Raw genomic sequence first — 12,139 nt, 5'->3', positions numbered from 1 at the left:
CTAGTTGCCCCCGCAAGCGCAGCGGGAGGCGGGCGACATGGCAGGCGAGACCTTCGGGCGCACGAAGGGCGGCGACACCGTCACGGCCTATACGCTGGAGCGCGGTCCCCTTCGGGTGCAGGTGCTCGATCTCGGCGGCATCGTCACCCGGATCGAGACGCCCGACCGGGCGGGCCATCTCGCCAATGTCGTGCTGGGGCTCGACTCGGTCGAGGACTATCTCGGCAAGAGCCCGCATTTCGGCGCGCTGACCGGCCGCTTCGCCAACCGGATCGCCGGGGGCCGCTTCAGCCTCGACGGCGCGACCTACGCCCTGCCGGTCAACACGCCGCCCAACACCCTGCATGGCGGCCCGAACGGCTTCGACAAGCGGCTCTGGAGCGTCCAGAAGGCGGAGGCGACCCGCCTCGTCCTGCACCGGCGCAGCCGCGACGGCGAGGAGGGATTCCCGGGCAATCTGGACGTCACCGTCACCTACAGCCTGCCCGAGGACGGGACGCTGCGGATCGACTACACCGCCTGGACCGACCGGCCGACGGTGCTGAACCTGACCAACCACAGCTACTTCAACCTCGCGGGCGAAGGCAGCGCCGACGTGTTCGGCCATGTCGTGCGGATCGAGGCGGACGGTTTCCTGCCGACCGACGCCACCCAGATTCCGACCGGGGCGATCCAGCCCGTGGCGGGCACGCCCTTCGATTTCCGCACGGCGACGCCGCTCGGCGCACGCCTGCGCGACGGCGACCCGCAGCTGGTGATCGCCAAGGGCTACGACCATTGCTTCGTGCTGCGCGGCGACGGGGGCGGCCTGCGCCCGGCGGCGAGCGTGTTCGAGCCCGGCAGCGGGCGCCGGCTCGACATCGCCACGACCCTTCCGGCCCTGCAGCTCTATACGGGCAACAATCTCGACGGCACGCTCATCGGCCCGAGCGGACGCATCTACCGCTCCGGCGACGGGGTCTGCTTCGAGACGCAGGGATTTCCGGACGCGCCGAATCAGCCGTCCTTCCCCTCCGCCGTGCTGCGGCCGGACGAGCACTACGCGTCGTCGACGCGCTACAGCTTCTCGGCCGCGTGACGCGCGGGGATCAGCCGACCAGGCGCGCCTCGGGACGGTCAGCGCCCCAGATCTTCTCGAGGTTGTAGAAGCCGCGCACCTCGGGCCGGAAGATGTGGACCAGCACGTCGCCGGCATCGATCAGCACCCAGTCGCAGGCCGGCAGCCCCTCGACCCGGGCGGTGCCGAAGCCGTTGGCCTTCATGTCCTGGACGATCTTGTCCGCGATGGCGCCGACATGGCGCTGCGAGCGACCGGAGGCGATGATCATCGTGTCGGCGAGCGAGGTCTTGCCCGTGAGATCGATCTCGATGGTTTCCTCGGCCTTCATCTCGTCGAGGCAACCGAGCGCCAGTGCCTTCAAGGCGGCGGAGGTCGCATCGGGGCTCTCGGAGGCGACGGCTCCTTGCACAGCTTGCTCGCTCAGGGGTCCAATTCCCAAAAAAGTGGGTCGAACAGCCGAAGACTTCTCCGGCCGGGAATCAAACTTGTATCCTTTTGCGCGCGATTTCAACATCGTGCCCGCAACACGGAAGGATTACCCCAGTCTCATGCCTCGGCGCGGAGCGCCGTGGAGGAGAGGGACGAGCGCGGTCCGTGCAGGAAGACCCAGGCCGGGGGCGGCAGGTCGGCCAGGATTGCGGCGTCGCTCTCGGGGCGGCGATAGGGCGCGAGGCTGAGCGCGCCCCTGGCGGCCACCGCCCGCAGGGTCGAGCCGGGGCGGTCGATCACGGCGATGGGCATCAGCCGGGCGATGGCCCGGAAGCGCCGCCAGCGATGGAAGCTGACGAGCGAATCCGCGCCCATGATCCAGACGAACTTCACCCCCGGCCGCCGGGCTTTCAGCCATTCCAGCGTCTCGACGGTAAAATGCGAGCCGATTCCCGCCTCGAAGCCCGTCACCGCGATCGCGGGATCGCGGGCGATCCCCTCGGCCTGCGCGATCCGCTCGTCGAGCCCGGCGAGCGCCCTGCGGTCCTTCAACGGGTTGCCCGGGCTGACGAGCCACCAGACCCGGTCGAGCCCGAGCCGCCGCAGGGCCATGCGACTCACATGCAGGTGCCCGGCATGGGCCGGGTTGAAGGAGCCGCCATAGAGCCCGATCCGCTGGCCCGGCGCGGAGGGCGGCAGGCCGATCGGCCCCATCGCGCGAGGCGGAACTCAGACCGGCCGGGTCTGCCCGGTGCCGTGGACGCGGTACTTGAAGGTGGTGAGCTGCTCCACGCCCACCGGGCCGCGGGCATGCATGCGGCCGGTGGCGATGCCGATCTCGGCACCGAAGCCGAACTCGCCGCCATCGGCGAACTGCGTCGAGGCGTTGTGCACGACGATTGCCGAGTCGACCTCGTTGAGGAAGCGCGTGGCGAGCTCGGCATCCTCCGTGAGGATCGCGTCGGTGTGGTGCGAGCCGTAGGTCTCGATATGGTCGATGGCCGCGTCCAGGCCGTCCACCACCTTCGCCGAGATGATCGCGTCGAGATATTCCGTGCGCCAATCGGCCTCATCCGCGGGGGTCACCCGGGGATCGACCGCCTGCACGGCGGCATCGCCGCGCACGGCGCAGCCGGCATCGAGCAGTAGGGTCACGAGCGGCGTCAGATGCGTGTCGGCGACGGCCCTGTCGACGAGCAGCGTCTCGGCCGCGCCGCAGATGCCGGTGCGGCGCATCTTGCTGTTGAGGAGAACGGTGCGGGCCATGTCGAGATCGGCCCCGGCCGCGACATAGACGTGGCAGATGCCGTCGAGATGGGCGAAGACCGGCACGCGGGCCTCGGCCTGCACCCGCTCGACCAGGCTGCGGCCGCCGCGGGGCACGATCACGTCGATGCCGCCATCGAGCCCGGCGAGCATGGCGCCCACCGCCGCCCGGTCGCGGGTGGGGACGAGCTGGATCGCGTCCGCCGGCAGGCCCGAGGCGGCGAGCCCCTCGCTCATGGCGGCGGCGATGGCGGTGGCGGTGCGGTGCGAATCCGAGCCCGCCCGCAGGATCGCGGCATTGCCCGCCTTGAGGCAGAGGGCGCCCGCATCCGCGGTGACGTTGGGCCGGCTCTCGAAGATGACGCCGACGACGCCCAGCGGCACGGCGATGCGCTCGATCAGGAGACCGTTCGGCCGCTCGAAAGCCGCGAGCTGGCGCCCGACGGGATCGGGCAGCGCGCCGACCTTCTCCACGGCGGCGGCGATGCCGTCGAGCCGGGCCTCGCTCAGGGTCAGGCGGTCGATCAGCGCCTTGGTCTGGCCGGCGGCCTGCGCGGCGGAGACGTCGCGGGCATTCTCGCGCAGGATCGCCGCCGCATTGTGCCGGATGCGCTCGGCAATGGTGCGCAGGGCAATGTCCTTGGTCTGGGCCGAGGCCAGCGCCATCTGCCGCGCGGCGGCGCGGGCGCGGCGACCGATGCCGAGCATCAGCGACTGCAGGTCGTCGGGATCGGCGAGATCGGACCTCAGGTTGAGAACAGGCACGGTATCGACCCCGTCATCAGGAAACCGGCTAACGACCGGTATTCACGGCCCTCATCGCATGACCGGCAAGGCAGCGACAAGCGAGGCCGTGGAAAAGCTGTCAGGCTCAGGTCGGTTTACTCGCCCGCGATCGCCAGATCGTCGCGATGGATCATCTCCGTGCGGCCGGGATAGCCGAGCAGATCGGCGATCTCGCGGCTCGGCTTCCCGAGGATACGGGCGGCCTCGGCGCTGTCATAGGCGACGAGGCCCTTGCCGAGGATGCGGCCGCGCTCGTCCCGGATCAGCACGGCGTCACCCTTGCCGAAGCTGCCCTCCAGCGCCTTCACGCCCACCGGCAGCAGGCTCGCCCCGCCCTGGAGCGCCCGCACCGCGCCCTCGTCGATGACGAGCACGCCGTGGGATTCGAGGGACCCGGCGATCCAGGTCTTGCGGGCGGCGGTGGGGTTCGAGCCCGACAGGAACCAGGTGCAGCGCGCCCCCTCGCGGATGGCCCGCAGGGGATTCTTGCCGCGCCCGTCGGCGATGATCATGTGCGTGCCGCCCGAGACCGCGATCTTGCCCGCCTCCACCTTGGTGCGCATGCCGCCCCGGGACAGCTCAGAGGCCGGGCCGCCGGCCATGGCCTCGATCTCCTCCGTCACCCGCTCGATCACCGGCAGGTGGCGGGCCTCCGGGTCGCTGTGGGGCGGCGCCGTATAGAGGCCGTCGATGTCGGAGAACAGCACCAGCACGTCGGCGCCGATCATGGTGGCGACGCGCGCGGCGAGGCGGTCGTTGTCGCCGTAGCGGATCTCGACGGTGGCGACCGTGTCGTTCTCGTTGACGACGGGCACGGCCCGCATGTCGAGGAGCTTCTGGACGGTCGCCCGGGCGTTGAGGTAGCGGCGCCGCTCCTCGGTGTCCCGCGGCGTCACCAGGATCTGCCCGGCGACGATGCCGTGATGGCCCAGCGCCTCGCTCCAGAACCGGGCCAGCGCGATCTGCCCCACGGCGGCGGAGGCCTGGCTCTCTTCCAGCCGCATGGCGCCCGGGGGCAGGCCGAGCACCGTGCGCCCGAGGGCGACGGAGCCGGAGGAGACCACCACCACGTCGACGCCGCGGGCATGCAGCTCGGCGATGTCTTCGGCGAGGGCGGCGAGCCAGGCATGGCGCAGCCGGCCGCGGTTGCGGTCCACCAGCAGGGCCGAGCCGACCTTGATGACGACGCGGCGGAAATCTTCGAGGACGGGCGTCATGGCGTCAGGCGGGGCGGTCCGGCAACAGGGCGGCTTCCACGTCCGTTTGAACGAAGTCGCCGCCCTTGAACAGCAGCGGCAACGCATGGGCGCGGGCCACCGCATAGGCGAGGCAATCGCCGAAATTCAGCTGGGCGGGATGCCCCCGCCCCTTCCCGAAGCGGGCGAAGGCCTCGGAGGCGATCGCGAACATCCCGGCATCGAAGGCGGCGATAGTGATAGCGGGATCCGCGAGAAAGGCTCCCAGGCGCATCTGCGCCGTTCCCGGAAGCCGTCCTTCCAGGACGAGACGCGTCTCGACCAGCGTCGGCGCTCCGACGACGGCGCCGCTTGCGGCAATGGCTCGGGCGAAGGCCGGAGCTTCCGCTTCGCCGAGAAGCACCGCGACGATCGCGGAGGTGTCGAGCGCGACCATCGCGTCCGTCAGCGGGGCAGGCCAAATTCGTCGTAAAGCTCGTCGTGACTCGAAGTGGCGCCGGGCAGCTTCTGCGCCGCGCCTTCCCGCGCGAGCGCCATGAACCGCTCGTAGCTCGCCCGCTGCTCCGGCGTCAGCGCCTCGAGGGGCGGGACGCTCAGCGCTGCCGTCTTCGCGGGCATCGGCTCCGGGCGCGGGGCCGCGTCGAGGGCCTGCCGGAGGGAGGCCACGACGGCCTCGTCGATGCTGGTGCCGCGGCGCTCCGCGAGCGCGCGGGCCAGGGCGTAGGCCTCGTCGTCCTCGACGATCAGCGTCTCCATCCTGCGGCCCTCCATCGGCGCCGCGAAATCTAGCGCGCCGCCGGGCTTGCGTCACTCACGGCTGCCAGGCGGGAGCGGGCTCGGCGGCCTCCTTCTCCTCCTCGGCGCCGACCTCGATCGCTGCCTGGATCGCGCGCAGGGCCTCCGGCACGCCCTGGCGGGTGGCCGAGGACAGGACCAGCGGCGTGCGCTTGGTGGCCCGCTTCAGCCGCGCCACCTGCTGCTTCAGGGTGTCGGGATCGAGGGCGTCGGCCTTGGAGAGGGCGACGATCTCCGGCTTGTCGGACAGCCCATGGCCATAGGCCTCGATCTCGCCGCGCACGAGCTTGTAGGCCTTGCCCGCATGCTCCGAGGTGCCCTCGACGAGGTGGAGCAGCACCCGGCAGCGCTCGACATGGGCGAGGAACTTGTCGCCGAGGCCGACGCCCTCATGCGCGCCCTCGATCAGGCCCGGGATGTCGGCGAGCACGAATTCGCGGGCATCCGAGCGCACCACGCCGAGGCCGGGATGCAAGGTGGTGAAGGGATAATCCGCGATCTTCGGCTTGGCCGCGGTCACGCTCGCCAGGAAGGTCGACTTGCCGGCATTGGGCAGGCCGATCAGGCCGGCATCGGCGATCAGCTTCAGCCGCAGCCAGAGCCACATCTCCTGGCCCTCCTGGCCGGGATTGGCGTGGCGGGGGGCACGGTTGGTCGAGGTCGCGAAATAGGCGTTGCCGAAGCCGCCATTGCCGCCCTTGGCGAGGCGGATGCGCTGGCCGACCTCGGTGAGGTCGGCGATCAGGGTCTCGCCGTCCTCCAGGAAGATCTGCGTGCCGGCGGGCACCTTCAGCACGGCGTCGTCGCCCTTGGCGCCGTGGCAGTTCGAGCCCATGCCGTGCTCGCCCTTCCGGGCCTTGAAATGCTGCTGGTAGCGGTAGTCGATCAGGGTGTTGAGGCCCTGTACGCATTCCACCCAGACGTCGCCGCCGCGGCCGCCGTCGCCGCCGTTCGGGCCGCCGAACTCGATGAACTTCTCGCGCCGGAACGAGACGCAGCCGGGACCGCCGTCGCCGGAGCGCACATAGACCTTGGCTTCGTCGAGGAACTTCACGGCTCGGCTCTCATCGTCTCGGGGATCGCCTCTGAGCGATCAGACATGGGTGCGACGGCACTGGCCGTCGAGGTTCAGGTACTGGACGCTGCGCAGGCCGGCCTCGAACCAGTCGCCGCCGGCCCGGGTGCGGGCATCCCCGTAGAGGTTGATCTGGATCGCCCCGTCCGGGGAGCGCAGGGTCGGCGTCTCCTCGGAGCGTTGGTAGGTCCAGATCGGCCGCGTGTCGAAAATCGTCTGCGCCCCGTCGGCCTCCCGCTGGAAGATCTGGGCATAGTCCGTCGCCTCGGGATCCGGGGCGGCGAAGTAGAACCCGACCTTCGGGCTGCGGCCCACGAAGTTATAGAACTCGCAGTAGAGCCGGCGTTCCCCCGACGGCTTCGGCGGCGGCAGGGCCTCCGCCTCGGGCGGCGGCACGGGCGCCTCCGGCCGGAGACCGGCGATGAAGGCCGCCAGCCCGAGGGCGGTGGCGGCCGCGCCGAGGCCGGCCAGCCATCGGGTCCTCACAGGCGGTCTCCCGTTTCGCGGCCCGCCAGCCACCCCGCCCGGTCGAGCCGGAAGGTGTCGCTCGCCACGGCCCTGCCGCGGGACAGGCTGAAATGCACGTCCTGCCCCGTGGGCGCGAAGCCGCATTTCTCGAGCACGCGTCGGGAGGCCGGGTTGTCGGCCATGGCGGCGGAGGCGAGCGTCCCGCCCCCGGCATAGGCGAAATAGGCCTCGGCCAGGGCGGTCGCGGCCTCCGTCATCAGCCCCTCGCCCCAATAGGGCTGCCCGAGCCAGTAGCCGAGATGCGGGGCGGGATCCTCCGGCCGCGGCTCGATGGAGACGATGCCGATCAGACCCGCGGGCGCGGCGCGGCGGCTGATTGCCATGACGAGCCCCTCCCCGGCCGCGTTGCAGGCTCGCGCCCGGATCACGAAGGCCTCGGCCTCGTGCAGGGACAGGGGCGACGGGATCCGCGCCGTCATCCGGGCGATCGCCGGCTCGCCCGCGAGGCGGGCTACGGTCTGCGCGTCCCGGGCCACCGGCCAGCGCAGCCAGAGGCGCGCGGTCTCGATGCGGAAGACGTCGTCGCGGGTCAGATCGGGAAACATCGCGTGCTCCTCGAAGCGGCGTGACCGCCGCCGGAGACGACGAAGGGGAGGATGGTGCCCCATCCTCCCCCGAGTTCCGATCGCTCTGGACGGCTCAAGCCGCGCACGTCGATCCGCCGGTTCGGTGTGGGACACCGGCGGGACGCTTCGCTTCGCCGTCTGAAGGCGCCCGCCGTTACTCTGCCGCCTGCTGCAGCGGTACCACCGCTACGAACTCGCGGCCGCGCTTGGTCTCGAAACGCACCCGGCCCTCGACCAGGGCGAACAGGGTGTGGTCCTTGCCCATGCCGACATTGGTGCCGGGATGCCACTTCGTGCCGCGCTGGCGCACGATGATGTTGCCCGGAATCACGGCCTCGGAGCCGAACTTCTTCACGCCGAGGCGCCGGCCTTCCGAGTCGCGGCCGTTGCGCGACGAGCCGCCTGCTTTTTTATGTGCCATTGGATTGCTCCCGAATGCTCGATTGTCGTGGGGCCGGCGCGATTACTCGGCAGCGGCGGCCGGGGCGGCCTGCGCCTTGGCCTTGCGCGGCTCGGCCTTGGAGGACTTGCCGCCGGCGCTGATCTCGGTGATGCGCACGAGCGTGAAGTCCTGGCGGTGGCCGCGGCGGCGGCGCGAGTTCTGGCGGCGGCGCTTCTTGAAGGCGATGACCTTCCGCGTGCGGCCGTGCTGCACGATCTCGCCGGTGACGCCGATGCCCGAAAGGAGCGGGGTGCCGACCTGGGTGGTCTCGCCGTCGCCGAACAGCAGCACGTCGCCGAAGGTGACGGCGGCGCCGGCCTCGCCCTCGAGGGTGGCCACGGTGATGACGTCGTTGGCGGCAACGCGATACTGCTTGCCGCCGGTCTTGATGACTGCGAACATCGTTGTCTCTCGTGTTCTCTGCCGGCCTCCGGCGCCGCGAGGGGCCTGGGCCGTCTTCTTGTTCAGGTCATCCGCGTGCGGGGCCCGGGGCCTCGAATCGCGAACGCGAAACGCGCGGACTTCGTCGAGGAAGCCGCGCGCTGTGGCGGTCCGATAGTCTGCAAGGCCCCGCCTGTCAATCGCGGCAGCCCTGGAACCGAACCGGCCTCCCCTTCGGCGGAGGGCGCCTTAGGAAGCCCTGAGCGCGCGGCGCCGGCTCCTCTTCCAGGGGACCGTAATAGTCCTCGGGGAAGTTCGCGTAGCGCGTGAAGAACCCGCCCCGGTTCCGGGCCCACTCGTCCTCCACGGAGAGCGCCAGGAGCGCGTCGTTGATCGCCTGGGGCTCGTCCATCAGCGTCGTCGGCAGGACGACCCCGAACTGGCTCTCCCGGATACGCTCCGACTGGGCGCCGAGGTCGAAGGCGACGGGCGGCAGCCCGAGGAAGAAGCTGCTCGAGAGGGAGTAGCAGTAGGTCTCGGGCCAGATCGAGGGGAAAAACCCGAAATGCGGGTTGATCATCTTGACCATCTCGAGACACTCCTTCTCGGAGCGATATTCCCCCGTCTCCATGACGCCGAGGGCGGTCATGTCGCGCGTGATCGCCGAGTATCCGACGATGGAATAGGCGATCGGCAGGTCCCGCGCCTTGGCGTCCAGGGCTAGGCTGTAGATGAGGTCGCTGCCCTTGTGCGGGCCGATCGCCCCGATCGTCACGATCCGCAGGGGACCGTCCTTGGCGGGCGGGCCCTCGAACGGGGCGACCGCCGGGAAAACCTCCTCGTGCGGGCGCACCGCGACGGCGACGTTCGGGAAGAACCTGCGGAAGCGCGCCCGCGTGTCCTCGGAGGGGGCGAAGTTGGCGCGGGTGCGGGACAGGAAGTCCTCCCAGGCTCTCATCCGGATCTGGGGCGGCACCTGATCGGCCACGTCCCGATCCGTCGCCACGCAGAGCGCACAGGCTTCGAGATCGATGCCGTGGCGGCTGCGGCCTTCCCGCGTGACCATGTTGCTGCGGTGACAGACGGCGTTGAAGTCGTGCAGCGTCACGTAGAGCCTGTCGCCGAAGCGCGTGAGCAGGCGCATCAGGTTCTCCGTCGCCCGCCAGCTCGCATGCGTGAACGAGTGGACGTGGAGGATGGCGGGGTCCAGCCAGCGGAGGAACGTCTCCAGCAGGGCCGTCCCGGCCTCGATGCGCAGGCTCTCGATGGCGGGAACGTAGAGATCCTGGTCGGGATCGAAGACGTTCAGCGAAACCGCGTTGCCGTCCACGGTGACGATCAGGACGGAGGCGCCGGCCTCGCGCAGGCGGCCGGCCAGGTGATTCACGTGGGTGGCGATCCCGCCGCTGCCGCTGAAGGTGAACAGCACCGCCGCCCCGGGCCCCAGGCGCCGCGCCAGCCGGTAGAGGTCGAGCCGTGCCCGACCCTCCCATCCGGGATCGGCGGCGATAAAGGCCTGCACGCGGCGGGCGTAATCGGGGTGCTTGCCGATGAGCACCTCCTGGCCGGGGATGTACTCCGCCTCCCGGAACTCGGCGAACGAGACCTCGCCGCTGTGAAACACGAAGATGTCCTCGGCCAGGACGTTCCGGTATCCCGCCTTGATCGCCCGCAGGCAGAAGTCGTTCTCCTCGCCGTAGCCGCGGCCGAAGGCCGGATCGAGCGGACCGATCGCGTCGATGACGGAGCGGCGCATGTAGAAGCAGAACCCGACGCCGGTCGGCAGCTCGGTGCGGCGCAGGGGATTGCAGGCGGCGGCGTAGGCGTCGATCTGCGCCAGGGCGCATTCGAGCTTCAGGGCGTTCTTCTCGTTGGCGTTCGGATAGCTGCAGATCGAGGCGTTGTTCGAGTAGGGCGTGATCGTCGCGATGCGGGGATCGGCGGCGGCATGGGCCAGCATGCGGTCGATCCAGTCGCCGAAGACCAGAGTGTCGGCATTGAGGAGGATCACGTCCGCCTTCGGCACCATCGCGATGGCGCGGTTGACCGAGCCGACGAAGCCGAGATTCCGCTCGTTCTCGACATAGATGAAGAGCAGGTCGCGGGCGAGCGCGCGGAGCCGATCGGTCAGTTCCGGCTCGGGGCTGCAATCGTTGATGACGAGAAGGGAGAACTTCGCCCGCTGCCGGTGGGTGAGGACCGCGTGGATCGTCGCCAGGGTATCGTCGAGGCCGCGATAGACGGGCACGATCACGACCACGTCCGCATCCTCGCCGCGGGCCGGGATGGCGTCCCGCCAGGCTGCCGGCGCGGGCGCGACCGGGCGATCCCACGGCACGCTGCCGATCGGGTTCGGATGATAGCCCAGGGCCTTGCCGACGGCGACGTAGTGGTGGAGCGGGTTGGTGCCGGCGGGAATCTCGTCGCCGTACCGGTCCAGGTAGTAGCGGGTGTTGAAGAAGGCCGAGGGATCCCGGCGCTCCTTCCAGCCGAAATCGTGGAAGTGGATCAGGGGGTCGGACTGGGCGTCCCTGACGTCGGCGTATTTCCTCAGATAGAAATCCCGGTCGAAGGCCTCCGCGATCTGCCGCAGGATCTCCTCACGGCGCAGCGGCCTGTCCAAGCCGAGGCCGACACCGCCCGCCTTGACGTCGAGCGACGCGGGGCTCCGCCCCGTGGGCAGCCCCGAGGCGCGGGCCATCTGGGCGCCGAACGCGTCGAGAGTGCCCGCCGCGATCGCGTGGTAGAACGGGTTCGCCCCCGAGCGCTCCACATGCTCGTGGTGGGCGATGTAGGAGGCCGTGTCGAAATCCGGCCGCGGATTGAGCCGCTTCCGGCCGCCGACCGACAGGAAGTGGTCGAGGGCGTCCATCGACCCGATCATGTCGGCATAGCGCAGGCCGTAATAGACCGCGTCGAAATGCGGGGCGATCACCGCGCGCTGCAAGGCGAGCCAGGCGATCTCGTCGAGCGGCCGCGTGTCCAGGCCCGAATTCCGGCCGCCGAGCCGGCGATAATGCAGCAACGGGTTTTCCGTCAGGGCGCCGTCGGGCAGATGACGCCGGGCATAGTAGAGCGTGTTGAAGGAGGCGGACGGGTTGCGCCCCTCCTTCCAGCCGTAGCGATAGAAGTGCTCGCGCGGCTGCCCGGACGAAGCGGCGACATCCGGGTATTGCGAGACGTAGAAGCTCTCGTCGACCTCGTTGTCGTCCAGGTCGATCGGACGCTGAAACCAAGTCCTCGGGCCAAACCTGAAGAAGTACTTTACCATCGGGAAGCCATCCCGCCGCGAAACGAAAGGTCGAAGGCCCGCACTTGATCCTGCCTCATGCCAACCCTCGCCAGCCGCAGAGGCACAAGATCGGTTCTCTTCGTCCGCAGGATCGCATCAAGCCTAGCCTCTAATCGCCCCCTACAGCATCGATACTTGGTGCATGTTTCGGCATTGTTTGTGTCTGCATTAAAACTATCGAAACATCTTCGAAAAATCGCCTCCAGGCCCGTCCATCGATGTCGTTCCGCATATGAGGCGAGAATTTCCAACTCTCAGTTGAGCAATGAAACCGATCCATTTCGCGAATTCAAGTGTAGCAAATCGACCAACTTTTCCATGTA

Annotated in this window: 12 protein-coding genes and 1 pseudogene; 1 reads left to right on the top strand and 12 read right to left on the bottom strand. The window is 69.6% G+C overall.

Features of this window, described 5'->3' with window-relative positions; all coding sequences use genetic code 11:
- The first annotated feature begins 37 nt into the window (after nt 1-37).
- Nucleotides 38-1,078 carry an aldose epimerase family protein gene (locus MFF21_RS03530; RefSeq protein WP_238309823.1) on the top strand — a complete coding sequence of 347 codons (1,041 nt, stop codon included), beginning with the start codon at nt 38-40 and terminating at the stop codon, nt 1,076-1,078.
- Nucleotides 1,079-1,088: 10 nt separating this feature from the next.
- On the opposite strand, the gene rsfS is transcribed toward MFF21_RS03530, so the two are convergent.
- The 12 genes and pseudogenes from rsfS to MFF21_RS03470 form a co-directional block, all read right to left on the bottom strand.
- The gene (rsfS, locus tag MFF21_RS03525; protein ID WP_238309822.1) at nt 1,089-1,469 is read right to left on the bottom strand and encodes a ribosome silencing factor; all 381 of its coding nucleotides are present in this window, start codon (nt 1,467-1,469) and stop codon (nt 1,089-1,091) included.
- A gap of 137 nt (nt 1,470-1,606) precedes the next feature.
- Nucleotides 1,607-2,203, bottom strand: a complete 597-nt coding sequence (locus MFF21_RS03520; RefSeq protein WP_238309821.1) for a nicotinate-nucleotide adenylyltransferase — start codon at nt 2,201-2,203, stop codon at nt 1,607-1,609.
- Nucleotides 2,204-2,218: 15 nt separating this feature from the next.
- Nucleotides 2,219-3,520 (bottom strand): glutamate-5-semialdehyde dehydrogenase, encoded by a 1,302-nt coding sequence (locus MFF21_RS03515; protein WP_238309820.1) that lies wholly within the window; start codon nt 3,518-3,520, stop codon nt 2,219-2,221.
- A gap of 116 nt (nt 3,521-3,636) precedes the next feature.
- Nucleotides 3,637-4,758 (bottom strand): glutamate 5-kinase, encoded by a 1,122-nt coding sequence (gene proB, locus MFF21_RS03510; RefSeq protein WP_238309819.1) that lies wholly within the window; start codon nt 4,756-4,758, stop codon nt 3,637-3,639.
- 4 nt (nt 4,759-4,762) lie between these two features.
- The gene (locus MFF21_RS03505) at nt 4,763-5,173 is read right to left on the bottom strand and encodes a type II toxin-antitoxin system VapC family toxin (RefSeq protein ID WP_238309818.1); all 411 of its coding nucleotides are present in this window, start codon (nt 5,171-5,173) and stop codon (nt 4,763-4,765) included.
- An 8-nt stretch (nt 5,174-5,181) separates the two neighbouring features.
- Entirely contained in the window at nt 5,182-5,493 is a 312-nt protein-coding gene (locus MFF21_RS03500) for a type II toxin-antitoxin system VapB family antitoxin (protein ID WP_238309817.1), read from the bottom strand.
- A gap of 55 nt (nt 5,494-5,548) precedes the next feature.
- Complete coding sequence (gene obgE / locus MFF21_RS03495) at nt 5,549-6,586, bottom strand: GTPase ObgE (protein ID WP_238309816.1); 1,038 nt, start codon at nt 6,584-6,586, stop codon at nt 5,549-5,551.
- Between the two features lie 39 nt (nt 6,587-6,625).
- Complete coding sequence (locus MFF21_RS03490) at nt 6,626-7,093, bottom strand: hypothetical protein (protein ID WP_238309815.1); 468 nt, start codon at nt 7,091-7,093, stop codon at nt 6,626-6,628.
- Nucleotides 7,090-7,680 carry a GNAT family N-acetyltransferase gene (locus MFF21_RS03485; RefSeq protein WP_238309814.1) on the bottom strand — a complete coding sequence of 197 codons (591 nt, stop codon included), beginning with the start codon at nt 7,678-7,680 and terminating at the stop codon, nt 7,090-7,092. Before MFF21_RS03485 ends, MFF21_RS03490 begins: the two co-directional genes overlap by 4 nt.
- Before the next feature lie 175 nt (nt 7,681-7,855).
- Nucleotides 7,856-8,122: a 50S ribosomal protein L27 gene (rpmA, locus tag MFF21_RS03480; protein WP_238309813.1), complete on the bottom strand. Its 267-nt coding sequence runs from the start codon at nt 8,120-8,122 to the stop codon at nt 7,856-7,858.
- A gap of 114 nt (nt 8,123-8,236) precedes the next feature.
- Nucleotides 8,237-8,545 (bottom strand): annotated as a pseudogene (rplU, locus tag MFF21_RS03475) (50S ribosomal protein L21); the annotation flags it as partial.
- Between the two features lie 175 nt (nt 8,546-8,720).
- Nucleotides 8,721-11,795, bottom strand: coding sequence for a glycosyltransferase (locus MFF21_RS03470; protein WP_238309812.1), 3,075 nt, complete (start codon nt 11,793-11,795; stop codon nt 8,721-8,723).
- Nucleotides 11,796-12,139 lie beyond the last annotated feature (344 nt).

The sequence above is a fragment of the Methylobacterium organophilum genome (assembly GCF_022179465.1).
Taxonomy (GTDB): Bacteria; Pseudomonadota; Alphaproteobacteria; order Rhizobiales; family Beijerinckiaceae; genus Methylobacterium; species Methylobacterium organophilum.
Note: the sequence above shows the minus strand (reverse complement) of the source record. Positions and strands in the feature narration are given on the sequence as shown.

Bases quoted from the DNA above. Each gene is read 5' to 3' on its own strand.
- MFF21_RS03530 (WP_238309823.1), top strand. From the start codon at position 38: ATGGCAGGCGAGACCTTCGGGCGCACGAAGGGCGGCGACACCGTCACG.
- rpmA (WP_238309813.1), bottom strand. From the start codon at position 8,122: ATGGCACATAAAAAAGCAGGCGGCTCGTCGCGCAACGGCCGCGACTCG.
- MFF21_RS03520 (WP_238309821.1), bottom strand. From the start codon at position 2,203: ATGGGGCCGATCGGCCTGCCGCCCTCCGCGCCGGGCCAGCGGATCGGG.
- proB (WP_238309819.1), bottom strand. From the start codon at position 4,758: ATGACGCCCGTCCTCGAAGATTTCCGCCGCGTCGTCATCAAGGTCGGC.
- MFF21_RS03485 (WP_238309814.1), bottom strand. From the start codon at position 7,680: ATGTTTCCCGATCTGACCCGCGACGACGTCTTCCGCATCGAGACCGCG.
- MFF21_RS03500 (WP_238309817.1), bottom strand. From the start codon at position 5,493: ATGGAGACGCTGATCGTCGAGGACGACGAGGCCTACGCCCTGGCCCGC.
- MFF21_RS03470 (WP_238309812.1), bottom strand. From the start codon at position 11,795: ATGGTAAAGTACTTCTTCAGGTTTGGCCCGAGGACTTGGTTTCAGCGT.
- MFF21_RS03505 (WP_238309818.1), bottom strand. From the start codon at position 5,173: ATGGTCGCGCTCGACACCTCCGCGATCGTCGCGGTGCTTCTCGGCGAA.